The following is a 22,630-nucleotide window of genomic DNA, read 5'->3' on the forward strand; positions in this document are numbered from 1 at the left end:
TCTGTCTTGTGCTAAATGCGGCCTAAAATTAAGCCCTTTTTATTAGAATTGATAATTGACTTTGGGAAGGGTTGATCATGGGTTTAAGTGATCTATAGTTTAATTTCTCCACTAAAAACCCGCTCTGCAGGACCGATTAACCAAATGTTTTGGTACCCAACACCGGGGGCTTTCTCAAATCGTACGGCCAATTCCCCTCCTAGGGTTTGAATCTGAATGGTAGCTGCCTCTCGATCTGCAGCAAAAGCCAAGGCAGCTGCAGTCACTCCTGTACCACAAGAAAGGGTTTCATTCTCTACCCCACGCTCATAAGTACGTACGAAAATTCGTTCCTCGGACTGTTTCTGGATAAAGTTTACATTCGTGCCGGCAGGCTGGTATTGCTCCGAGTATCGAACTTCTTTCCCTTGCTCGAAAACAGGATAAGAATCAATCTCCTCGACCATCCGAATGTGATGAGGCGAACCTGTATTCACAAAAAAATCTCCTTCCAAAACATCAATGGATGAGACATCTCCCATTTTTAGCTCCACAATGGAATCCGAAAGTAGCGCCTCGTGTGGCCCGTCAATAGCCAAGAACTTGGTTTTTTCAGATACTATCCCCAACTGTCCGGCAAAAGCTACTGCACAGCGCGCCCCATTGCCACACATACTTTGACTACCATCAGAATTGAAATAAACCATTTCAAAGTCATAGTCCTTGTGGTTTCGGATGGCAATCAATCCATCTGCACCAATTCCAAATTTGCGATCGCACAGGCGTTTCACCCAGGAAATGTCACTCAGATCTAAAACCTCATCCCGATCATCGATCATGACAAAGTCGTTTCCTGTCCCTTGATATTTATAGAAAGAAATATTCATAGAAATTCTAAAGAAAATTCCTGATTCAAAAACTTCTCCATAGCCTGTTCAGCTTAAAAACTTTAACATCTTGTCACTGTTTCAGACTATATGTCCGATTATGGTTCCAATTTCGTCAGATAATCCCTAATTTTAGTTATTCATTAGCAACTCTTAATCAAAAATATAACCATGGATAAGATGAACTTCAATCTCTCTAGAAGAGCTTTTTTAGCAAATACAAGTAAAACCGGGCTAGCCCTTTCATTGGGAGGCACAGCGATTCTCAGCGCCTGCTCCGGAGACGTGAAAGGAGATGCACAATCTGTATTGGCCACTAGCATGACCCAGACTCCGCTATCATTTGATTTTTCCGCTCTCGAACCACACATCGACGCGATGACCATGGAGATTCACTTTACCAAGCATGCTGCAGGCTACGCCAAAAACCTAAACGATGCCATGGGTGAAGAGCAAGTTGACTCCAGTCGCTCGTTGGAAGATATCTTGGGAAATATTTCCAAGTTTTCCACCAAAATGAGAAACAATGGAGGGGGACATTATAATCATGAGCTGTTTTGGAAAGTCATGACTCCTGATGCGGCAGAGCGACCTGAAGGCGACCTCGCTGAGGCAATCAATAGCTCTTTTGGAAGCTTTGAAGAATTTGCTTCTCAATTTGAAACTGCAGCAAAAACCCGCTTTGGCTCAGGCTGGGCTTGGCTCGTCGTAGGGGAAGACAAAAAACTCGCCGTGGGATCTACCCCAAATCAGGATAATCCTCTGATGGATATTTCTGATTTCAAAGGAACCCCTCTTTTGGGAATCGATGTATGGGAACATGCCTATTACCTCAACTATCAGAACAGAAGACCGGATTATGTAACAGCTTTCTGGAATGTAATCAACTGGAATACAGTGAGCGACCGGTATATGGCTGCTCTTTAAGCTGGAAAAAGCACCTAGGAAAAGGCCGGTTTTCCGGTCTTTTTCATTTATTTCAAAACTCAAATCAACCTTAAATCATGCAAGACCCTAAGTCCCTTACTTCAGTTGCCCTTTTTCATCAGACATTCAAGCACCCGGTGCTACCTGAGCCTACGATTCCCTCTGAGACTCGATGCAATCTCCGGGTTTCCCTTTTGTCCGAAGAGCTAAAAGAGCTGGAAGAGGCGATTGAAAACAAAGACTTGGTCGAAATCGCCGATGCGCTTTGTGATTTACAGTACGTACTCTCCGGAGCCATATTGGAATTTGGCTTGGGAGAAAAGTTCAAGTCCCTTTTCGATGAAGTACAGCGCTCCAACATGAGCAAAGCCTGCAAAACCGAAGAGGAAGCCAAAGCCACAGTGGCACACTATGAAGCAAAAGGCACCCCCTGCTTTTATGAAAAAGAGGGGGACCTATATCTGGTTTTTAGAGAAGGGGATCACAAGACCTTAAAGTCGGTAAACTATTCACCGGCGGATTTGAAGGGGATATTGGAGACTAATTCCGAAAGTTGAATAGTTCATAGGCACCTCATCTCCAAAGCAGATTGAGCCCAAAAGCAAACTGGAAGGTATCATCGGCGAAAATGGCCGGATGGGTGTATATTTCTTCATTCAGGGAGGTAATCTGCTTGCCGGTGACCAGATTGACTTCTATATCAAATGGCATTTTTCCATCCGTGAGCTGGTAGGTTGGAATCAGGGTACCATAGCCCCAAGAAAATCCAGCTCGATTACCGGTGACCCAGATATCCCCATCGGATTGAATACCCGAGGGACCTTTTTCGGTGAAATATCCAATCCTAAAGGCCAGTCTTTCGAAAAACCAAGCCTCGGCACCGACGCCAAAAGCGGTACTAAGCTCATGATCAGTATTATTTTCAGGGCCTCCCGGAAGGTAATCCTGAAATTGAAGATCGAGTCGAAGGTCTACTGCCTGAGCCCCTTCTCTAAAGTATGCCTTGCCAGAAGTAAGACCAGAACTAAGAGGAAGCTGGAAAGAGTACCCTGTACCCAGTCTGAGGATAATGGGCAAATAACTGATGGACATCCAGTCCTGATATTCCTGATTGGTCTCACCATTGAAGAGGAAATTAGAGAGTGATAAGGCCCCAAAAAACTGCTGATTTCGGATCTTTTCAGACTTGAAAAAATTTACCCCTTTTTGGTATTGAGCCCCAAGACTTGGGATAAAGTCGGAATTGGTCTTTTCTCCATTTACTGCATTTTCCTGCATCATATTGGCACTGAGGCCGACCTGAAGGCCCTCCATAAGCTCATATGCAGCCAAAATGGAAATAGCCCGCTGAGAGAAGAAATCGGTGTCAAATGTTCCACCACCGATAATAGTCGTCCAAACGGGATCGGGATTCTGATAGCTGAAATAGGAAAGACCGACGGAGATTTTTTCTTTCAGCCTTACCGCCCCTCCTACGAAATAATATCTGGAATTTGGTCGATAAGAATGGCCGTTGGCATAGTTAGCGTAGGCCTGAATGGGGGTCTTTGAACTCCCGATGGCTGCAGGATTATAAAAGGAATTTTCGATTCCGGCTCTGGTCAGCGTAGTGAAGCCCATCCCCTGGGCTCGGGCACTGGTGGATTGATTGTTGTACAACCCAAAATAACCGGGAGGATAATAGTAGGTGGTTTGTGAAAAAACAGGATAGGACAAATAAAGCCCAAAGAGTAGAAAGAATAGCTTTTTCATAGACAAGTAAGTAGTGGTTTGCTTACTCATCGTGGGGAATTGAAAAAAGTCATCAAAGAATTTTTATAAAAAAGTCATTGGTGGAGAAAGGACTTACTTTATCACCAATGACTTTTCTACGTTCTGTGGCTATGCATTCTTAGCCGGGATCTTTCAACCGGATGACGACTTGAGCTTTGCCCACAAATTTAGAATTCACCTCTGCCGCAATTGCCGCACAATTGGGAGGTCCTAAATTTACAGGTCGGCTTTGGGTTTTGAAGGCTACGATGAAAGCCCTGTACTTTCCGTCTTCCTCTGGAGTTTTATTGGCACTCCAACTAGCTGTTTGGCCCAGAAAATTACCTCCTGGAGTCAAGTCTATGATTTTGGCTGTGTAGGAAATTGCATTTGGTTCGGGCTCCACCAGAAACTGTAACCTTGACCCACAGGTATAGAATTTATCCGAGTTGTTTTGGAAACTGGTGAGCGAAAGGTCTACTGTAATGATTTTGATATTATCTGAATTGTCAATCTCGATATCCAAGGTCAATTCCTCGTAAAGAAAATACTCTCCATCTACTGCTGATTTCTCATAAATTCTCGCCTTGACCGTCTCCCTTCCTTTTTCTGTGTCCTCATCTGTCACTAAATAATTGATCCAGTTTTCATCGTAGGTGGTGATGACGGTCCCATTTTCTGCAAATTTCACTAAGCGCCCGTGTTTACCCTCGGTCGTCCACACCACCTTTTTACCTGTGAAATCTGCATCTCGTTGATTCACTGGCTCGATATAGAGTTTGGCTGTATTTATCTGATCTTCCTTGCCGGAAAGTACTAGACCTCCAGGTTTCAGGATATAGGTGCTCTTTTTCAGATTGAGGACAGTAGTGTCCCTACCTATGAGCTGATTTTTGTAATAAGCCTCCACATAGACGTATTCGAAGTTGTTTTCTTCAGGGAGATCTGAGGCGCTGGTCTCGGAGTAATAAGTGATTTCTTTGTCCGAACTGTCAAATGACTTGCCCTTGTTACCTTTTTTGTCCTGGATGTAGCCGTATTTTCCAGAAGTGCTCCATTTGAAATAGGGGAAATTATCGCCCCCTTCTTCTTCTAAATTTTTTATTTCGGCTTTGATCTCTTTGTTACCTCGGCTGGAAACCGTTGCCTCTGCGGGAAGCAGACTGACTTTGGCAGAGCGGGCTGTGACTGTCCATTCCTCAAACTGACGGGAATTTCTAAAATCCAGGCCAATTCGAAGAAAATCTCCTGCCAAAAGGGCCGAATTCAAAACTTTAAGGACTCTTCCTGCACTTTCAAAAACCTCATCATATTTACTGGCGTCTACTTTGGGAAAATCCTTCACGTAGTCTTTTCCAAATTCAGTCATGATGTCAAAGCCTGTGAAAGCCAACTCCTTAAAACTAGATTCAATTAGGCCTGTTTCCACTTTTTCGATTCCTTTTTTCAAGGCAGCAGCATATTGACCTTTTTTTATTTCCTCATAAACATCGGGGCTAGCCTTTAAAAACAATTCAGTCTTTTCGATAAAAGCCTCAACTCTCCCATTCTTAATATCAATCCCACCTTCTTTTAGATCTCCCTTGTACCCAAAAATCTCCATGATGAGCGGGAACATAAAATCAATGGCAAAAGTCTCCACTTCCAGCCGGGTCAATTTGAGGAACTCTGCTTCGGTTTTTGGATTGGTCGAGCTTATTCCTGGGCCTACGATATGCAGCTTATACTCAGCCTCACTTTCCTTATCTTCCAAAGGCAAGGATGCTGGACCACTTGTTTTCGCTGCTATTTCCGATTGTGTATTTTCCACCAGGCTGCCCAATATCCCTGTTAAAGAATTGGCAGCTGAGGCTGGGTCAATGGGAAAATCCTCCTTGGCTGGTGTACTGCCTCCTAAATTGGTTATAAGAGTTGTTTTCACCCCGGATTCATCCTTTGAAGATACTTTGTACAGGAAAGCATGCGCTCTTCTTCGATAGGAATTGGTAACGGAAATTTTTCCTAGGTCGCTTTCAAAAACCTGAATACCGCTTTTGATATCTGCCGCATCTACTTGAATATCGGATACTTTGGCTCGGATATCCAATTCATTGGGTTCGGGCATGATTTGCTTTAATACTTCCTTCAATGGCTCAACAAAAATCCCCTTGGAAAGTATGAGTGGATCTTGCTTCCATAATCCTTCAAATTCTTCTCTCCAGGAAACTGTGGGAGAAATTTCATCTATTTTGGCAAAGAAACTTGGGGCATTTTGTCCGGGAATTAACCATAAGCGGCTTCCTTGATACAATAACACATCCGCTGTGGTCTGAGGAGACAGTTTATTTTGATCACTCGAAAGGTACCCCATCAGAACTATTTCCCCATTTTTATCCAAAAGAAAGGTAACACTGCCTTCGCCGGGAGTTGCTATTGCTTTTACCTTTCCCTCACTTCCAACAGGGAATCTTTCTCCAAATGAAAGCAATTCCGCCCCAGTTAGGTCCAAAGAGCTTCCCTCGGGCAAGACAATCTGAACATCTTGAGTTTGATAATTTACGGGCGGGTTTTCTCCTACAGGGGGAGTGGTCGGATCGGTAGGATTTGCTGGCTCGGTGTCTTCCTGACAAGAAATAGTCAAGGTCACCAAAAAGAGGAAAAGTAACTTTTTCATAAGACAAGTAAGTAGTGGTTTGCTTACTCATCGGATGGTCTTCAAATAGTCATCAAAAATGCTAAAGATTATTCTTGAATTTTTTGCAATAGCTCCTGAGCCTCTGGTTTTGCCAAATTAGACAAGATGAGTTTTGCCTCTTCCATTTCTCCCTTCTTCAGATAAATCAAGGCAAGATACCAGCTGGCATCTTCCTTGAATTCAGAGGAATCTTCATCGGCTACCTGCTTCAAAAGTTCTTGAGACAAAGGGTAATTTTCCATTTCCAGATGAGCCATAGCCACAAAATACAGTAGCGTGTCATCGGCAGGGTTCTCTTTTAGCAGGAGCTCCCATTGGGCCAAGGCCTCCTGATATTTCCCTTCTTTGAAATCAACCATACCCCGATCAAATTCATAGGAATCTGTACCGGACATCGCTGTAATCAAACCAGGATCAGTCTCGTAATAAGCCTCAAAGAGTTTTTGATTCGAGTCTTGGAACCCACCCTGAAATCCCCACCAAGCCACAAGGATCAAAGCTACACTAGCTGCCACTGCCCAAATCCATCTTGAAAATGTTGCCGTCCTTGGGTTAGTTCCTGCAAATGCTTCTTCATGGATTTTTTCCAGTTCATTCTTGACCAAGAGGGATTCCAGGTCCTCGCGGAGTGCCTTTACTTCCTTCACTTTCAGCGACCAATCAGAATCTTCTTTTTTCAAGTCCTGAAATACCTTCTCCTGCTCAGAAGAAAGGGACTCATCTAGCCAAGCTTCGATCAACTCATATTCAAGTGGGGTGATATGTAGATCTTTTGACATCAGGGATTTATGATTTTTCGGAGTGACTCCATACAGCGATATTTATTGTTTTTGGCGGTCTTTGGGGTCCACCCGAAGCTTTGAGCTAATTTGTCCAAAGACATTTTTTTGAAATAGAAGAGTTTCAACAATTCCTGGCAACTCTCTCCCAACTGCTGAAAAGCCCGATCAAGCATGCTCAGCCTTTCGTCCAGCAGAAATTCTTCTTCAGCATCCGCCACTTCGATCGAAATGGCACCCAGTGAGCTTTCCTTTTTGAATCTGCTAGACCGAAGCCAATCCAACCATTTATTTTTAGAAACTTGAAAGAGAAATCCCTGCATCGCAGTGCTGTTTTGAGGGAGAAATTCCCCTTCTTTTACTTTTTGCCAAGCCACTAAAAAGGCCTCCTGAAAGATATCTTTTGCCTGATCCTCATCTCCATTATTTTGGATAATGTAGCTTTTCACCTTGGGAAAGACATCGATATAAAGTGAGCTCATCACTCTTCTTTCATTCTCCTTGATCCCTCGGATAAGCTCTTCTTGCGACAACTGATTGATCGAATCTTTTGGCATACTCAGCTAGTTGCCAAAAAGATACTAGTAAATCTATTTTATCCCAAGGAGTAGCTAGAAGTAAACTGCACTAGAATTGATCAATGTCCTGATAAACGTTTAAATTCTTGGAAATCAGATTAACCATCAGCTCATCATGCGCTCTTGCAAAGGTGCTGTTGTAATTGGACTGGGTGTAGTCTCCATTACCATTAAAGATCAAGGCTGCAGCCATTCCGTTAGAATGAAACATATAACCTGATCGCGTTCCGGGTAATGCACCATAGAAGTATTTAACTTGATTCGCTTGGGCTATACCATTTGCAAACCCGGGGTTTACAGAAGAGCCTTGGACAAATTGATTATAAATGGCAGATTCCAAAAGATCAGGTCTGGAGGGATTCCCATCAATAGCTGTGACAAACCGAAGAAGGTCGGGTGCTGTGGTCACAATTCCAGCATCTCCATCACGTCTTTCCAGGTTAAAATTGTACTCAAACCCTTGGGTGCCACCCTGGCCGTAATAAATCGCTTCATTCGGCAACTTACCTTGGGTTCCATTTTTTCCGAAGGCAGTTCCGGTCATTTTCAATGGATCAGTGATTCGCTCCTTGACAAATTGTGAAAAGCTTTTTCCGGAAACCTTCTCCACAATTCTAGCTGCCACAAAATAGTTGGTATTGATATACCAATACTGTGTTCCAGGATCAAAGTTCAGTGTCGCATTATCCATCATCCAGTCAAAAAAACCATCATTGGTCTGCTGCTGCTGAAAATCAATGGCATCTCTATTTCCATTCACTACCCAGCCTCCTGTCGTCATCTGCAGGAGATTTTTCACAGTAACCTGTTTTACTCGGTCCGAATACGCTTTAGTACCGTAGGTGGTTCCCAAAATTCCTCCTTCTCCAAAAACTTTGTCCTCAAGGCTGATTTCTCCATCCTGAACCAAAAGCATGATGGCCATTCCTGTGAAGGTTTTTGATACACTGGCCACTCTCATTTGGGTATTCAACTCCATGGCCTTGTTTTGGGCTTGATCTGCCACACCGTAGGCTTTTTGATAGACCAGTTTACCGTTTTTGGAAATTGCTAAACTGGCTCCCGGTACGTTGTATTGAGAAATGAAGCTTTCAATCTGACTATCCACTGCAGCTATATCCTGCTGCTGAGTAGGTGCCTGAGGACTTGGAGTAGGGTCTGTATCCTCTGAGCAGGCCACAATCCACATGGCCATAGAAATTAATAAAAGTCTGAATACTTGATGTTTGAAATTTTTCATGACAGAGAGTATTTATTTAATCCTTTCCCTATCATCGGATACTTCAGTAAAAAGTCATCAAAGACTAGGTGATTTTTTTTCGAAAAACCCAAAAGAGCACTAAAAACACCAACAAAATTCCTGTGAAAATAAGCCCTAAATAAGATTTGGTTTTCAGCTCCACTGGCCGAACATCTCCCAAAATAATCAAACTGGCCCAAAAAGAGGGGTCCAATTCTCTTCCTTTGGCCTGAGCCAGATAGTTGAGCTTAGCATTTCGTAAAGCCTCATCCTTACCCAGGCCATCCTCCAAAAAATCATAAAAATCTTCTGCAATACTCACACTGGCCTTTTCATCGATTTTTCCCAACCCGATCAAAAGGGACTTGGTCCCAGCGTAATTGAAGGCATGAGCCAATGAAATCATGCCCTCTCCTGGTGCATAGGCAGGTTTGCCCGACTCACAGGCTAGGAGCACTGCCAATTCGGATGTCAGATCCAACTCATAGATTTCACTTGCAAAAAGCTCATGTGGTTCGAGAGGATTATCAGAAGATTTGGCAAAGACCAAATGAGTATCATTGGGATTGACATTGCTGGAAAAGGCATGTGTCCCTAAATGAATAATGCGCGATTTCCCTGCTTCATTTTTAAAATTGCTCACCGTAGACCCACTCTCCAAAAAAGTTCTAGCATCAAATCGGGAGGCAATTTCCTCCACCAATCTTCTTGTAAAGGGCTGAGGAATAAGTTGCATGTAGCTTTTATCTAAAAACTGTCGGTCCAGAAAGGCCGCTTGATACCTTTGCTTCATTTGATCAAAAAAACCAGGAGCAAAGGCCACCAACTGATCCTCATAGGCTTGGTTAGCCTCGTCATCCATTAGAAGGAGTCCGTATTGGTAAGAAAAGCTATGGTCTTGAAGCAAGGAATAGTCTACCAGCTCTGACCAATTGTCTTTTCGCTCAGTGCTGAGTACCTCAAAACTTAGGTTAAACATCAATCCTTCTGGAATCACCGCAACTCTTTTTGTTTGGATGTGGTGTGCTGCGGGCTTCCAGATCAGTTGATACAGCTCATGAAAAAGAGCCGTTTGAAAGCTATTCTTGGATGATTGATCGGCAAGCTTATCCAGCGCTTTGGAAAGTGCTGAAGCATCGAGCGGAATGAGATTTTTCTCCGCTCCATGAATAGCCAAAACCCACCAATCTTTTCCCAAATGAAGGTAACGTAAATATGTTATATCTGGATTGAGTTGCGCGTAGACTCTTTGCAGGACATTTTGGCTTGTCTCAAAATGCAACTGAAAATAACTGGGGTATTGTATTCTCAGACTATCCAAGAAATCAGCCCATTCTTCCTTCGTCTGTGAATAGCGAGATAAATTTTTGGTCCCGGTTTGAAGGGACTCTTTCAGTTTTTCTTTCAGCTTTTGTTCCCTGTCCTGTACATCAAGGGGAATTCCGCCAAAACGAACCAATTGATTTTTTTGAAGCCGTGACCTGATTTGACGATAGCGGGCATGCTCATGATAGGCTAGAAGCCTGTCCAAGTGGCTTTCATTTCCACTGATTTGATAGAGCTCGAGTTCGATTTGTTCCAAAAACTCAAAATACTCGCGGTTGAGGTCAAGCTGAATACTGATATCCGAAGGTTCAAAAAGAAAATCCGACTGAGAATCAATGATCTGAAGTCCTTCTAGAAGCTCTTTTTCGATGGATTTCAAAAGCTCGGAATCCCGGTTTTCCAGATGATACCTACTTCGATTTCGAATCAGAATTAATTGTGGCTTTTGAAAGACTGCTTGAAGGGAATCATTGAGGCTAGTCCGCTGATCAAGCAATTGATCCCAAAGCCCAAAAGCCTCGGTAGCCGTTTTCAAAGCCTGAGTGTATTGATTTCCGAGTTCATAAATAGCAGCCTGATTGACGGCCTGGTTGTAGTCCAGATACAGATTGTCTGAACTGATCTCAGCAAGGTAGTTTCTTGCAGTCCGAGAGAGGGATACTGCCTCATTGATTCTCTGATTTTCTGCAAGGAAGAGACTGAAATTTTTCAAAAATTCTAAATTAATCACATCATACTCACCCTGAAATTCTTCCTCGAAAATTCCATTTGCCAATCGATAAAGAGAGTCCGCTTTGTCCTCATTCTGTAAAAAATCTTCCATTCGAGCCAAGGTATGAAGGCCATCACCGAGCCAATAGGCATTTTCCTGATCGCTCTGGCGGAGTCTTTCTAATCCATCCTCAAGGTACTTTCTAGCCAAATCAAGATCCTGGGTATCAAAATATACCTGACCCAAAAGAATTCTGGACTTGGTCGTATTGAGATCATCTTCGCCTAATTCTTCTGATTTTCTGCGGAAAGAAAACTCCAATAGCTGCTTTGCCCGGGAATAGAAGCCCATTTGTTTGTAAAGGCCCGCCAGATTATCTAAAGACCGAAGGTAGTCTTGTAGGATTTTTTGGTACTCCAGCGCCTCTAAGTCAGAAGCCATGTATTGTTCTCCAAAAGAAATAGCCAAACTCATGGATCGTTCTGCAGCCTCAAAGTCACTTTGGGCCATTTGAACACCCGCTAAGTTGTTTAAAATGATGCTTTTTCGATAGAATTGATTCCTTGGAGTAGGGACCAACTGATCGATAGCTTTCAGTGTCTCTTGATAGTAATAGGCAGCAGAATCTAGGTTGGCAGAGAAATAGGCGATATTTCCCAGATAACTATTGGCGAAATAGACATTTTCGGGATCAGATTCGGAAAGCTCTAAACGCAACACCTGTGCTAAATGCCTTTTCGCTGCAGGCAAGTCCATGTTTTTGACGGCAAGTCCACCTAAATTGAGGTAAAGGCTGGCTAAAACTTCTTGCTTTGGGTTGGGTTCCATTTCTGCCCAATCCAAAGCCAATAAAGTCTGCTCGTATGCAGCGGTATTGTTTCCGATATACTCATACCAATTAGCAAGGCTTTTTGCCAACTTGCGTTTGTAGGTGGGGTTTTGTGAGAGTTCCTCCCAATTCTGATGGATTGCAAGAAGCCTTTGCCTTGACTCGCTACCGTCAAAGTTCTTTTGTAGGATTCGGCCGTAAAGGTCTAAATATTGGGGAAGGCTGTCGTATTTCCCCTGCTCAATCAGACTTTGGGTGAAATCCTCAATTTGAATTAATGCTTCTTTCTCCTGTCCATTCTCGAGCATGCTTTCCAATTCAGCTTTAGTAGAAAGGTCTTGAGCTAAAAGTGAGAGAGAAAGGAAGAAAAAAAACAGAAACAAGAGTCTATTCATTCGATAAGATGGAGGATCATTCTATAAAGTCATCGAATAAGGTAAAAAAAAGTCATCGGAAATAAGCGGTATTCTTCTGGAAGAACAGAAAGAGTTTTCCTTGAAAACAAAAAAGCCCCGCTCGATAAATATCGAAGCGAGGCTTCTGTACCAGGAGCGGGAGTATTATTCCTTTTCGTTCCCATTGATTTTTAGTGTGTTAAGTTTTATGTGTGAAAAATTGTCATTTTTCTCTGTCTTGAAGCTTTTGCCTAAGGAGTTCGTTATGCTTCTCTAGGAGGTCATAATACTTCTCTTTCCAATTATCGCGCTGCTGGATGGCTTGCATCAAGCTAACCGGTTCAAAGTTGGTTGGGTCCTGAGCCATAGAATCCGGCCTGATGTAGTTCTCTTCCTCATCCATTTCCGGAAATTCTACCCGGAAGTCATGCCCCATCGCTTTCCCAAACTTTCGGATAATGTGATAGGGTAGATCTTCTTTTTCAAACTGCCGGTAGGTCGTCGATGGAGCCTGATCCATCTTTTTTGAAAGGGCTAGAATCGTAAATCCGTTTTTAGCGCACCAGTTCCGAACTGTTTTTTCCAATATCTCTCCCCTGTGTTTCAGCATGTTGCAAATTTTGTTGCAAAAAAATTGCGTTGGCGCAATGATTAATGTTGCATAATTGCAATAGATGGCGCATATTTACCGCATAGTTAGCGCATTAATGCAACACGCGCAATACCATTATTCTAGTATGCTGAGCAAAACCGATATAAAAAACCTGAAAAAACGACTACCGAGAGGATACTTCAAAAAAGTATCTGAAAAGAGTCAGCTGAGCCAAAGAAGTGTGTCTAACTTCTTTGAGAGCAAGATTTATAATGCTGAGATCCACCAGGTTGTACTGGATATAATCGAGGAGTTTGAAGCCGAAAAAGCTGAAATACTTGCACGTCAAAAATCACTGCTCCATGCCAAATAAGTCATTCATCGATGCAATGAAGCATTGCGTCAGCGGGAAATTACCCGCTGGAATCACTGATAAAAACGTAGAGTTTCTAGCTCAAGGTGAGGAAGTTTTCGCATTGATGCAATCGCAGCTGTTGCCTTTAGGCGATTGGCCGCAATGGCTCATTGATGCAATAGAGCGCGACATGGAAAAGCATCCAAAAGCCGTCGAGGCATTGGTAGAAGCGGACATCGTCGGACGCATGGAGATGATCGGGCAATATGTCAAGTGCCGGTATTCGGCCCTGGACAATGAAGCAGATGTGATCGATGGCCAGCTTCAGCGGCCAGAATTCACAGACTGCAACTTGAGAGGAAGCTGTCCTTATGAAGGACGGTTGTGCGAGTTGCTTAAGGCGCCCTTCGGGACGCTCACCCACAGGGAAATAGAAGTGCTCCGGCTGATTCCGGAAGGGCTGTTGGATAAGGAGATCGCGGATCAGCTGGGCATTTCTTCCCTTACTGTCGGGGTGTACATGAAAAACCTGAGAGAGAAAACAGGAGCTAAAAATAAGGCGGAGCTCGTGCGCTTTGCCTTTCAAAAGAATCTCCTATGAAAAAATTGCCGGGCAAGTTCTACCGCATAATCACAGATGGTTTTGGGAGGCTGCTTCGCTTCTGTGCCGGCAGGAAGCATGGCAGTCAACCCACTCACACAAATCAAAAACCTATGGAAATCCACCTTTTAGTAAGACAGTTTGACAGTGCCCTGCAGGGACTGGAGTACTGGCAGAACGAACGAAAGAAATTGGGGGATCTGCTAGTCGCTCCTCGGATGGATTGGGCGATTCACTCCCATACCAACATGGTCAAAAACTTTTATGGCCAGCTGGTCAACCGCATTGACGAGCTGATTCCAGACAAAAAACTTTACCGAGATCTCTATGAATCAGCCTGAGTCAGACATCCACGAAAAACTGGCCGAGTACCAGTCCATCCTCGCCTTTGTGCAGAGTGAGCTGATCGCTGACAGGGCCAAGCTGGCCAAAGCCAAAAAAGAAAATCAGCCGAGGAAGGTCATTGACCTGATCGAAAGCGATATCGAAAAGCTCGAGCAGGGAGTCGATCGCTATCAGGGCTGGATATCCATCCTCAAAAACAAACTGAAAAATGCGAGCTGATTATATCCAAGTCCACCGGAAAGTCAATAATGACACTTTCGGATGCGATCCTACCTACTTCGAGCAATTTATCAAAGGCAAGCCTTTGAAAGTCATTTACCAAAACCCCGAACACTATGTCCGTGTCCAAGACGAAAATCAGGAAGAATGGGGCCTATTCCCAGGCCAGTACACTCACCAATCTGCAGCGGGAGATTCTGAGGCTTCCCAAAAACAAGAAAGCGTCTAAACGCTACTATAATGCCAAAAGACTGGAAGAACATGGCTACCGTGTAGATCATAGGAACAGGACTTTCCTATTTCACTTTTCTTCCCTGGCTGAGATCCCGGTAGGTCCCCGCTATTATGTGCTGCAGTTGATCCGCCTCGGATACACCAAGCAGCTTTCTCTTTTCTCCTGATTCTTTGATTGATCATTCATGTACATTGAGTTACAAGACATCTTTGACGCCACTGATGGCGGTTTAAATATTATCTGCGATTACTTTCCAGAAGCTCGAAAAGCAGTGGAGCGGAAGGGCGCCAAGTTTTCTATCCGCCCGGAAAAGACTCCCAGCTGCACGCTCAAGCAGCTATCGGACGGCAACTGGGTTCTGACCGACTTTGGGGATGACTCCAAGCCTAAGAACGGCCTGATGATCTGTATGGAGCAGGAAGGCCTGAGTTATGGAGAAGCGATCCAATTCCTCGCTGAGAAATACGGCCTGAGTGCTACCAGCGAAAAATACCAAGCTCCGGAGGCGCTTATTGAAAGCAGGGATGCCGAAGCCAATGAGAATGACGGGGAGTGGTATTTCGAAGTGCGAGAAGGCTTCACGGAGTTTGAGGCTAAGACCGTGCTGAGCAAGAATGTCATGCCCTGGAAAAAAACAGAGGATGGCAAAAAGACCATCAATCTAGAGAAAGTTCAGGAGACTTTTCGCAAGTACAATTTCTATTCGCTGATCAATTACAAGGTGGTCAAAAACCGGAAGGTGACCATCATCCAATCGACTGAGGACTATCCCATCTTCATGTGGGATGAAGGTCCGAAAATGAAAAAGATCTATCAGCCGCTTTCCAAAGACAAGGGGCGTCGCTTCATGTATTATGGCAAGCTGGAGAAAGATTACCTATTTGGGCTCACCCAGGTAGCCCGAGAATATGCCAAGATCGAGGAGTCCTATGATGCTGATGAACTGGATGAAGAGGGCAATCCCATCGACAAAAAGAAGCCCAAGAAGCTGCCGCATGTGATCTACTGCACCGGTGGATCGGATGCGATGAACCTGGCTTTCCTCGGACATCAGGTATGCTGGGGCAATTCGGAGACGGCCAAGCTCACCTGGAGCCAGTGGCGGAGCCTTTCAGACAAGGCAGAGAAGGTCATGCAGTGCCCTGACCTGGACACTACCGGGATCCGCGAAGGCCATCGCCTGGCCATGGAATATATGGACCTCTTCACCATCAAGCTGCCCGAGGAGCTGAAAGGATTCAAAGACCGGCGCGGCAATCCCTGCAAGGATGTGCGTGACTACCTGAACCACTTCAACAGCTATCACTTTGATAAGCTGGTCAAGACAGCCCTTCCCTACCGATTCTGGGAAATGGAGGCGAAGTTTGACCGAAAGGGTGAATTCAAAGGCATGGGCTATGCGGCCGATCCAGTGCAGCTCTACAACTTCCTGCAGGCGAATGGCTTCTGCCAGTTTGAGGCGGAAGGCGAAAAGACCGGGACGATGTATGTGCACATTCAGGATAATATCGTCGAGGAAACCCGGCCGGGCCGGGTCAAAAACTGGATCCATAAATTTCTCCAGGATCACTACTACCCTAAGGAGCTCCGCAATATATTCTATCGCACTCCCCTGCTTTCGGATCAGTCCCTTTCCAACCTGCCGGTGGTGGAGCTGGACCTGAAAAGCTACGGCCCCGATCATCAGCTGTTCTTCTTTTCAAATAAAATCATTAAGGTTACTTCCAAGGAGATCCAGGAATTCAAGCTGGGACAGATCCAGCAATACGTCTGGAGGGATGAGGTAATCGATCATCACCTGAAGATCCAGACAGAGCACTTCAAAGTGACTGATAATCCCGAGCATGGCTATGAAATCGAGATCCTCAAAAAGGACAATAAATTTCTTAACTACTTAATCAACACCTCGCGCATCCACTGGCGAAAAGAGCTCGAAGACTCACTCGATGGCCTGCCGGCAGAAGAGGCCGCCGCCTATCGGGAGAAGCACAAATTCGATATCGCCGGGCCTAACCTCAATCTCGAGGAGAAGCGCGAACAGATGAAACACCTGGTCAATAAAATCTATGCCCTGGGCTACCTGCTGCACCGATATAAGGATGCTTCGCGTCCCTGGGCGGTATTTGCTATGGACAACCGTGTGGGCGATGAAGGTGAGTCCAACGGTGGTTCGGGCAAATCCATCTGCTTCAATTCCGTCAGCCGATTTATGAAATCGCACTACCTATCCGGACGGGATCCGAAGCTCACTGACAAGCCGCATATCTACGAGGGCATCACCAAGCACACCTTCTTTGTCCTCGTAGATGATGCGCACCAGTACTTGAATTTCCACTTCTTCTTCGATGTGATCACGGGCAAGATGGCCGTGAATCCGAAGAATACCCGGCAGTATGTCCTGGACTTTCCAGACGTGCCCAAGTTTGCCTTTACGTCCAACTTCGCCGTGCGCAACCTGGACGGATCAGCCCTCCGGCGGATTCTCTACACGGTATTCTCAGACTACTATCACCACTCCAAGGAAGGCTACTATCGGGAGCACAGGACACCAGAGGATGACTTTGGTAAAAAGCTCCTCGATGATGACTATACCCGCGAGGAGTGGAATGACTTCTACAACTTCATGATCCAGTGCTGCCACTTCTACCTGCAGCATGACAAGATCGAGCCGCCGATGTCCAATGTAGAGAAGCGCAATCTGCTGGGCGTGATGGGTGATGAATTCAAAGAGTGGGCAGACATCTATTTCTCACCCGAGTCAGGCCGACTCAATAATCTGGAGATCAAACAGGAAGCCTTCGACGAATTCAAATCACACACCAAGACACTCATGAAGATGCAGCGCTTTACCAAGGCCCTGCAGGCTTGGGTCCGCTACATGGGCTACAGGCTCAATCCCGATCACCTAGGGCTCAAAAATGCAGAAGGAAGGATCATCCAAAAAGGAGACTACAACGGTCAGCACAAGACACTGGAATACATCTGGATCCAGCCGGGCAATGATCCGGTACAGGCTCCGGGAAGTCCTCCGGAGGTACGGGCCTCCGAGGGGCCCAAGAGCATCCTCGACGAGCTCTCAGATTCCGATATCGAAGCATCATTCTAACCACTCATACCATGGACACAATCAAAATCGAAACTGAAGTCAAAGTGGCGAACTCCATCCGGGAGATGGTGGATCCCATGACCGGCAAGCGCAGAATAGGACTGGTGTATTACCAGCGCCTTTCTGATGGTGGCCTGATTGCCCGCTCGCTCAGCGAGGCAACGGACAAGGATATCCTGAAAAGAGGCATTACAGAGCGCAAAATCTATTTACCTGTCAAAATCATAACTGCTGAAACAACATGAACAACGACATGATTACCGTAGCCAAGGCCTATATCAAGGCCGTGGATGAGCTGCTCAATCTGCAGCAGCGCTACTTTGCCAAGTCGGCAGAGGCTAAGCGAAGCAAGGCTGGAGCCTTATTTCAGGAAGCGAAGGACATCCTTCGAGAATGCAAGGAGCTCGAGCACAAGCTCAAGGCTCAAACTAGTCACTACATGACTCAGATCTATGGTGCGATGACTCCGGAGGAGGCCATCCGCCAGATGAAAGAGAACCTGGACAGAAAGGAGGTGAGTCATGACTGAGCTCCGCTGGGCAATGGGGATCGGAACTGCAGCAGTGCTGATCCTCGGGCTGATGGTCTTCTGGTACGTGTACCGGCTGAAGGGGTCAGGCAAAAGCATTATCTATCTGGCTGTCTCCATCATGTGGCTGGCCTGGGGATCCTACGTGGCCGTTGTCTTTATGTTGATCCAGCGGCATAGTAAAGTAGAGCCCACTCCGGAAGTGATCACCGAGATCGGGATGACAGACTGGAATGAGTCAGAGCTTCAGGCCGGACTATTCGGCTGGGGTAAGCCGAAGTACAATCAGAATAGGATCCAGCGTCAGAACAGTCCAAAGCGGAAGAATCGACGGGCGAAGCGAATCCAAAGACGATATGGGCTGGCTATGGAAGATTGGAAGGAGGTAAATCGTGGCTAAGCTAGACATTACCTACCAAGAACTGATTGATATGGGATTCAAGCGATTTGACTACGAGGATCCCTTCTTCTTCGCTGAGTATGGCTATCAGCCCTTCGTACTTGAAATGAATCTTGCTAAAGGGTTTAAGATGGAAATAGATTCTGATCGGGATGGAGCCAGGCTCTATAAAGCCAATAAAAGGCCCTATTCTGAAAACTATTTCATCTATATGGAACTGAGTACCCGAAAGGATATTCAATTCACTCTAGCCGTCTTTGGTCGACCTGAAAAAGCAATGAAATTAAACCAGTTTAAAAAGGACGAGTGTCATGCCTAAGCTATCTAAACAATTCTATCTCGAAATCACCGTGGAGCAGTTTTTAAATAGCTGCTCCTATCTGGAACTCCAAGAGCTTGACTTGCTTTTGGAGGGATACTTAAGAAAAGCTAGACATACTGACTTGATAAATGAATACAAAAAGAAAAATAAAAGCTTGGAAGCTAAAGAAAAACAGTGAAAGTGAATTGATCCTCTGAATCATAGCTTAATAAAACTGGAGGAAAGAACTTTGTCCGATCAAGCCATAGCCTTCCTGACCAATATCCATTCCCTATTTCAGATAAATCATCCTGGGTAAAAAATTCTAAACCTATTTCGTCTTTGCCATATATTTCGACTATAGAGTTAACGAACTGTACAAGTTTATCTAACTTTTTACCTTTAATATCATTCGCTGAAAAAATAAAGTTTTTTGAATCATTAATTAAAAAAGTATTAATATCAAGTTTATTAAATATGGAAATAAGAGGTTGATCATATAGCTTTTGGAATGAAATCACTTCATCCCCCGCACTATTGTCTAAAGCTGACATAGGAGTAAAACTTGAATCCGGAAGATCATCGAAAGCAAGGTTAAGCAATACTTCAATTCTATTTTTATATTCCATTTTCTAAATATCCTCCTCCATTAATATTTCAATTACTGTTTAATAATAGATATCACATCAATCTCCTTCATCACCCGGTCAGTCTCCACCAAGGCCTTGATAATGCGCTGATAGTGCATAATATCCTCGAAATCTAGAACTCGGCCTTTTCGATCTTTAAGCCATTTCTGAGCGGGTTGATAGCCTCCGATATAGAAGTTCCAGGCGACTTCAGGAACTCCGTCAAAATACTGCTCCGAATTGATATAGACTCGGCCAGTTATGGGGAGATCGCTTCGCTCCGCTCGCGATGACGGTACAAACTTTGGCTTCTCTACCTCATTCTCTCCACCCACCGGATACTGTGTGATAAACTGGGAGAGTGTGGGGCTTTCCATTAGGTGAAGCTGCCGGAGTTCGCCGCCGAGGACGACGAGCTTCCAGAACTGGGCTGCATCCGTCGGATAGGGTACTCTCGGAAAGTCAATCTTCAAAAACTCCTTGTACGTCTCCCGATAGGTTGGTGAATGCAGCACGGCATAGATGTAATCTAAAAGATCAATCGGTGCGAAGTTATCAACAGTTCCAGTCTTTTCTGCTTCAAAAGTCAATCCCAAGCCCTTAGCTATCTGATCCACGATTTCCATATTCAGATTGGGCTTGCGGGTTTCGGTCGAACCCAAACTTAACTGACCGGAAGATTCAGGATAGAGGTAGAGGGGAAAGACTGTTCCTCCTCCTCTGTAAAAGACATTATAATCTGTAAGCGATTTGGTGTAAAAAACTAAGTTCCATTGTAAATGACCAATAACCTGGCCTTGTCTTCCTAAAATTATCGCAACGTTTTCCTTTCTATCAAGATGTTTCATTGCTTTTTGGCCTGGCCTACTAATCAATTTTTGATCGTAGTAAGTCCATTGGTTATCAAATGGTCGATAAACAGATTTTTGTATATATTCTTCATTAAAGTTTACAGTCTTAATAGCTTCTGTAATTTTATAACTTCCTGAATTCTTAACATTATATTTTTCAACGAATTCTTGATTAAAATTTTTAGATAGTAGAGTTCTGAATTTTTCCCTTATTGAATCTATTGATAAATCATAAAACAAAGAGTCTCTATCTGTTTTAACACCAGAATTATTATTTAAAAATAATTCTGTCAAAATGAATCCAGAATCGTTATCTAACTTATTTGAAAAATCTTTTTTTACAAAAAAGAAATGGGGGTCTTCAGGATTTAATTTTTCCCATTTTATTGTACTGACTTTGTTTTCATTGAGAAATTTATACTTTTCGTTTCTTTTTCCATAAAGCTCTTTGTAAAATAACTCTCTATTAGAATTTGTCTTTGTTTTAATAAATAAATTGATAGAAACGCCTTGCTGTATATCAAAAACATTTTCGTCATTTTCTGTAAATAATTCTACTCCTTTTAATTTTGCAAATCCATGTAAATCAAGAATATAAATTTTATCAAAGCTCTCCATTAAGCTCTTTCTCATCTGTCGATGAGTTATCCCATCTATAAAACTATTGTTTGTGATAAAAGCCAAGATTCCACTTCCATTTTTATCAATAAAATATTGACCGTATCGGATAAACTTTATGTAATCATCATCCAAATTGATCTTTTTCTCATTCAGATTCTTTTTGTAATCTGCAATCAGGTTTTGAATCCATTCTCCCTTATTCGTGCTACTTACCGAATAAGGCGGATTTCCTGCCACGATCATCACAGGTGCATCCCGTTTGATCTGATTGGCTTCGGAAGCTTCGGCAGATAGCCAGTTGGCGAAGAGGGTTCCGGTGTCTTTGTGGTACTCTTCCAGAGAATTCGTCAGATAGATGCGGAATCTTTGGTTTTTGGTTCCGGTGTAGCCGGTTTGCTTTAGTAGCAAATCCAGCTTGAGGTGTGCCATGGCATAGGAGGCCATCAGGAGCTCGAAGCCGTTGATGCGGGGTAGCAGGTGATTTTCCACATAGCTGTTCCAGAGACCCTGCTGCCCTTTCATCTTGTCATAGATCTGCCGGATCGCTTCGGCCACAAAGGTACCCGTGCCAGTAGCCGGATCGAGGAACTGCACCCGGTGCACTTCCTGCTCGACTTCCCGCATGCCTCCGGAGAATCGTTTATCATGGGTAGGAATGGGGACTTTGATCTTGGTTTTGGAGGTATCGGCCAAGCCCATGGGTAAGCCGAATTCGGTGATCAGAATCTCGTCCACAGCGCGGATGATAAAGTTCACCACGGGATGGGGAGTGTACCATACTCCCCGCTGCTTGCGAAGCTTGGGGTCGTATTGGGTCAGGAAGTCCTCGTAAAAGTGGATGATGGGATCCTCCATTTTGGTTGCTTTACCAAAGTTTTTCAGGATGGACTTGACATCCGCCGCCCGGAAAATATCTGCCAGTGCATCCACAATCCAGGTGATCCGATCATCGAGGTCATATCCAGCGATGTATTGGAAGAGCTTTCTTAGAAAAGGATTGGACTTGGGGATGAGTTCGGCCGCTTCCTGTCGGCTAAAGGTATCCAAGCTATCATCATAAAGTCGCGCGGCAAACATCCCATAGGCGATGGTTTGAGCATAGACATCTGAAAACTGCTTGTTGGTAATGTCATGAATCAGGATCTCCTTGAAGGCCGCCATTTGCTCACGAAGGGTGGAATTGTCCTCGTGTTCATCATCACTTTCCAGGGCATTGAAAATCACATTCGCCAAAAGGCGGGCTTTCCCTGCCATCATTTCTGCCAGCTTTTTAGGGCTCTTAATAGACTGGCCAATATGCGTGGTGAATTCCTTGATGAGAAGCTCGAAAGCCGGGAAATTATGTGGTAGCGGAAGGATTTTACCTTGATCGATGACACCGATCCGAACGGAGGTGGCCAACTCTCCTCCCCGGTAATAGTAGAAATCCAAATAGTCCGTGAAGATCAGATTATTCAAAGAACCTTTGTAGCGATCGAACTGCTCCTTATTACCATTCTTTTTGGATCCGGTCAGATCATTATCCCCGATGTCTTTGGCCTCGATATAGCCGACAGGAATTCCTTTTTTATTGGTCAAGATATAATCCGGAGCTCCGCAGGCTTGACGCTTGGGTTCGTTGGTGGCAGCTATATCTTGCACGAGAGATTCGATCAAATGCTGCAAATCTCCTCTGAAGGTGTGCTCCGTGGCGTGTCCAGTACGGAATCGGGAATTGATGGATTGGATGTATTCGGTGGTGGTCATTGGATTTATTAGCTCAGAAAAA

At 44.4% G+C, this 22,630-nt stretch carries 23 protein-coding genes; 13 read left to right on the forward strand and 10 right to left on the reverse strand.

Annotated features, from left to right (window positions below):
• Positions 1–92: 92 nt before the first annotated feature.
• Entirely contained in the window at positions 93–866 is a 774-nt protein-coding gene (dapF, locus tag G457_RS0108715; protein WP_026946139.1) for a diaminopimelate epimerase, read from the reverse strand.
• Between the two features lie 171 nt (positions 867–1,037).
• Here dapF and G457_RS0108720 point away from each other — a divergent pair, with 171 nt between their 5' ends.
• Both G457_RS0108720 and G457_RS0108725 read left to right on the forward strand, forming a co-directional pair.
• The gene (locus tag G457_RS0108720) at positions 1,038–1,793 is read left to right on the forward strand and encodes a superoxide dismutase (RefSeq protein WP_026946140.1); all 756 of its coding nucleotides are present in this window, start codon (positions 1,038–1,040) and stop codon (positions 1,791–1,793) included.
• 77 nt (positions 1,794–1,870) lie between these two features.
• Entirely contained in the window at positions 1,871–2,350 is a 480-nt protein-coding gene (locus tag G457_RS0108725) for a pyrophosphohydrolase domain-containing protein (protein WP_026946141.1), read from the forward strand.
• 16 nt (positions 2,351–2,366) lie between these two features.
• Here the strand turns inward: G457_RS0108725 and G457_RS0108730 are convergent, their stop codons facing one another.
• The 7 genes from G457_RS0108730 to G457_RS0108765 form a co-directional block, all read right to left on the reverse strand.
• Positions 2,367–3,575 carry a PorV/PorQ family protein gene (locus G457_RS0108730; RefSeq protein ID WP_026946142.1) on the reverse strand — a complete coding sequence of 403 codons (1,209 nt, stop codon included), beginning with the start codon at positions 3,573–3,575 and terminating at the stop codon, positions 2,367–2,369.
• Between the two features lie 109 nt (positions 3,576–3,684).
• Positions 3,685–6,198 (reverse strand): hypothetical protein, encoded by a 2,514-nt coding sequence (locus G457_RS0108735; protein ID WP_026946143.1) that lies wholly within the window; start codon positions 6,196–6,198, stop codon positions 3,685–3,687.
• A gap of 68 nt (positions 6,199–6,266) precedes the next feature.
• The gene (locus tag G457_RS0108740; RefSeq protein WP_026946144.1) at positions 6,267–6,998 is read right to left on the reverse strand and encodes a tetratricopeptide repeat protein; all 732 of its coding nucleotides are present in this window, start codon (positions 6,996–6,998) and stop codon (positions 6,267–6,269) included.
• Positions 6,998–7,555, reverse strand: coding sequence for an RNA polymerase sigma factor (locus G457_RS0108745; protein WP_026946145.1), 558 nt, complete (start codon positions 7,553–7,555; stop codon positions 6,998–7,000). The genes G457_RS0108740 and G457_RS0108745 overlap by 1 nt, the downstream gene beginning before the upstream one ends.
• Before the next feature lie 70 nt (positions 7,556–7,625).
• On the reverse strand, positions 7,626–8,816 hold the full coding sequence (locus G457_RS0108750; protein ID WP_248602841.1) for a serine hydrolase domain-containing protein: 1,191 nt from the start codon (positions 8,814–8,816) through the stop codon (positions 7,626–7,628).
• A 64-nt stretch (positions 8,817–8,880) separates the two neighbouring features.
• Positions 8,881–12,078, reverse strand: a complete 3,198-nt coding sequence (locus G457_RS0108755) for a CHAT domain-containing protein (RefSeq protein ID WP_026946147.1) — start codon at positions 12,076–12,078, stop codon at positions 8,881–8,883.
• Positions 12,079–12,301: 223 nt separating this feature from the next.
• Complete coding sequence (locus tag G457_RS0108765) at positions 12,302–12,688, reverse strand: hypothetical protein (protein WP_026946148.1); 387 nt, start codon at positions 12,686–12,688, stop codon at positions 12,302–12,304.
• 64 nt (positions 12,689–12,752) lie between these two features.
• Here G457_RS0108765 and G457_RS0108770 point away from each other — a divergent pair, with 64 nt between their 5' ends.
• The 11 genes from G457_RS0108770 to G457_RS0108820 all read left to right on the forward strand — a co-directional run bounded on the left by G457_RS0108770 (position 12,753) and on the right by G457_RS0108820 (position 18,960).
• Positions 12,753–13,043 (forward strand): hypothetical protein, encoded by a 291-nt coding sequence (locus G457_RS0108770; RefSeq protein WP_155847119.1) that lies wholly within the window; start codon positions 12,753–12,755, stop codon positions 13,041–13,043.
• Positions 13,033–13,626: a helix-turn-helix transcriptional regulator gene (locus tag G457_RS22225; protein ID WP_051260767.1), complete on the forward strand. Its 594-nt coding sequence runs from the start codon at positions 13,033–13,035 to the stop codon at positions 13,624–13,626. The genes G457_RS0108770 and G457_RS22225 overlap by 11 nt, the downstream gene beginning before the upstream one ends.
• Positions 13,623–13,967 carry a hypothetical protein gene (locus G457_RS0108780; RefSeq protein ID WP_026946150.1) on the forward strand — a complete coding sequence of 115 codons (345 nt, stop codon included), beginning with the start codon at positions 13,623–13,625 and terminating at the stop codon, positions 13,965–13,967. The genes G457_RS22225 and G457_RS0108780 overlap by 4 nt, the downstream gene beginning before the upstream one ends.
• Positions 13,954–14,190, forward strand: coding sequence for a hypothetical protein (locus G457_RS0108785; protein ID WP_026946151.1), 237 nt, complete (start codon positions 13,954–13,956; stop codon positions 14,188–14,190). Before G457_RS0108780 ends, G457_RS0108785 begins: the two co-directional genes overlap by 14 nt.
• Positions 14,180–14,419, forward strand: coding sequence for a hypothetical protein (locus G457_RS22780; protein WP_155847120.1), 240 nt, complete (start codon positions 14,180–14,182; stop codon positions 14,417–14,419). The genes G457_RS0108785 and G457_RS22780 overlap by 11 nt, the downstream gene beginning before the upstream one ends.
• Positions 14,420–14,609: 190 nt before the next feature.
• Positions 14,610–17,531 (forward strand): hypothetical protein, encoded by a 2,922-nt coding sequence (locus G457_RS0108795; RefSeq protein WP_026946153.1) that lies wholly within the window; start codon positions 14,610–14,612, stop codon positions 17,529–17,531.
• A gap of 11 nt (positions 17,532–17,542) precedes the next feature.
• Positions 17,543–17,776, forward strand: coding sequence for a hypothetical protein (locus G457_RS0108800; protein WP_026946154.1), 234 nt, complete (start codon positions 17,543–17,545; stop codon positions 17,774–17,776).
• A complete protein-coding gene (locus G457_RS0108805) occupies positions 17,773–18,060 on the forward strand; it encodes a hypothetical protein (protein ID WP_026946155.1) in 288 nt (95 codons plus the stop codon). The genes G457_RS0108800 and G457_RS0108805 overlap by 4 nt, the downstream gene beginning before the upstream one ends.
• Entirely contained in the window at positions 18,053–18,460 is a 408-nt protein-coding gene (locus G457_RS0108810) for a hypothetical protein (RefSeq protein ID WP_026946156.1), read from the forward strand. The genes G457_RS0108805 and G457_RS0108810 overlap by 8 nt, the downstream gene beginning before the upstream one ends.
• On the forward strand, positions 18,453–18,779 hold the full coding sequence (locus G457_RS0108815; RefSeq protein WP_026946157.1) for a hypothetical protein: 327 nt from the start codon (positions 18,453–18,455) through the stop codon (positions 18,777–18,779). The genes G457_RS0108810 and G457_RS0108815 overlap by 8 nt, the downstream gene beginning before the upstream one ends.
• Positions 18,772–18,960, forward strand: a complete 189-nt coding sequence (locus G457_RS0108820) for a hypothetical protein (protein ID WP_026946158.1) — start codon at positions 18,772–18,774, stop codon at positions 18,958–18,960. Before G457_RS0108815 ends, G457_RS0108820 begins: the two co-directional genes overlap by 8 nt.
• On the opposite strand, the gene G457_RS0108825 is transcribed toward G457_RS0108820, so the two are convergent.
• Both G457_RS0108825 and G457_RS0108830 read right to left on the reverse strand, forming a co-directional pair.
• Positions 18,944–19,390, reverse strand: coding sequence for a hypothetical protein (locus G457_RS0108825; protein WP_026946159.1), 447 nt, complete (start codon positions 19,388–19,390; stop codon positions 18,944–18,946). The genes G457_RS0108820 and G457_RS0108825 overlap by 17 nt on opposite strands.
• A 32-nt stretch (positions 19,391–19,422) precedes the next feature.
• Entirely contained in the window at positions 19,423–22,608 is a 3,186-nt protein-coding gene (locus tag G457_RS0108830; RefSeq protein ID WP_211230224.1) for a type ISP restriction/modification enzyme, read from the reverse strand.
• Positions 22,609–22,630: the final 22 nt, after the last annotated feature.

The organism is Algoriphagus marincola DSM 16067 (assembly GCF_000429405.1).
GTDB lineage: Bacteria > Bacteroidota > Bacteroidia > Cytophagales > Cyclobacteriaceae > Algoriphagus > Algoriphagus marincola.

Bases quoted from the DNA above. Each gene is read 5' to 3' on its own strand.
- dapF (WP_026946139.1), bottom strand. From the start codon at position 866: ATGAATATTTCTTTCTATAAATATCAAGGGACAGGAAACGACTTTGTC.
- G457_RS0108720 (WP_026946140.1), top strand. From the start codon at position 1,038: ATGGATAAGATGAACTTCAATCTCTCTAGAAGAGCTTTTTTAGCAAAT.
- G457_RS0108725 (WP_026946141.1), top strand. From the start codon at position 1,871: ATGCAAGACCCTAAGTCCCTTACTTCAGTTGCCCTTTTTCATCAGACA.
- G457_RS0108730 (WP_026946142.1), bottom strand. From the start codon at position 3,575: ATGAGTAAGCAAACCACTACTTACTTGTCTATGAAAAAGCTATTCTTT.
- G457_RS0108735 (WP_026946143.1), bottom strand. From the start codon at position 6,198: ATGAAAAAGTTACTTTTCCTCTTTTTGGTGACCTTGACTATTTCTTGT.
- G457_RS0108740 (WP_026946144.1), bottom strand. From the start codon at position 6,998: ATGTCAAAAGATCTACATATCACCCCACTTGAATATGAGTTGATCGAA.
- G457_RS0108745 (WP_026946145.1), bottom strand. From the start codon at position 7,555: ATGCCAAAAGATTCGATCAATCAGTTGTCGCAAGAAGAGCTTATCCGA.
- G457_RS0108750 (WP_248602841.1), bottom strand. From the start codon at position 8,816: ATGAAAAATTTCAAACATCAAGTATTCAGACTTTTATTAATTTCTATG.
- G457_RS0108755 (WP_026946147.1), bottom strand. From the start codon at position 12,078: ATGAATAGACTCTTGTTTCTGTTTTTTTTCTTCCTTTCTCTCTCACTT.
- G457_RS0108765 (WP_026946148.1), bottom strand. From the start codon at position 12,688: ATGCTGAAACACAGGGGAGAGATATTGGAAAAAACAGTTCGGAACTGG.
- G457_RS0108770 (WP_155847119.1), top strand. From the start codon at position 12,753: ATGGCGCATATTTACCGCATAGTTAGCGCATTAATGCAACACGCGCAA.
- G457_RS22225 (WP_051260767.1), top strand. From the start codon at position 13,033: ATGCCAAATAAGTCATTCATCGATGCAATGAAGCATTGCGTCAGCGGG.
- G457_RS0108780 (WP_026946150.1), top strand. From the start codon at position 13,623: ATGAAAAAATTGCCGGGCAAGTTCTACCGCATAATCACAGATGGTTTT.
- G457_RS0108785 (WP_026946151.1), top strand. From the start codon at position 13,954: ATGAATCAGCCTGAGTCAGACATCCACGAAAAACTGGCCGAGTACCAG.
- G457_RS22780 (WP_155847120.1), top strand. From the start codon at position 14,180: ATGCGAGCTGATTATATCCAAGTCCACCGGAAAGTCAATAATGACACT.
- G457_RS0108795 (WP_026946153.1), top strand. From the start codon at position 14,610: ATGTACATTGAGTTACAAGACATCTTTGACGCCACTGATGGCGGTTTA.
- G457_RS0108800 (WP_026946154.1), top strand. From the start codon at position 17,543: ATGGACACAATCAAAATCGAAACTGAAGTCAAAGTGGCGAACTCCATC.
- G457_RS0108805 (WP_026946155.1), top strand. From the start codon at position 17,773: ATGAACAACGACATGATTACCGTAGCCAAGGCCTATATCAAGGCCGTG.
- G457_RS0108810 (WP_026946156.1), top strand. From the start codon at position 18,053: ATGACTGAGCTCCGCTGGGCAATGGGGATCGGAACTGCAGCAGTGCTG.
- G457_RS0108820 (WP_026946158.1), top strand. From the start codon at position 18,772: ATGCCTAAGCTATCTAAACAATTCTATCTCGAAATCACCGTGGAGCAG.
- G457_RS0108825 (WP_026946159.1), bottom strand. From the start codon at position 19,390: ATGGAATATAAAAATAGAATTGAAGTATTGCTTAACCTTGCTTTCGAT.
- G457_RS0108830 (WP_211230224.1), bottom strand. From the start codon at position 22,608: ATGACCACCACCGAATACATCCAATCCATCAATTCCCGATTCCGTACT.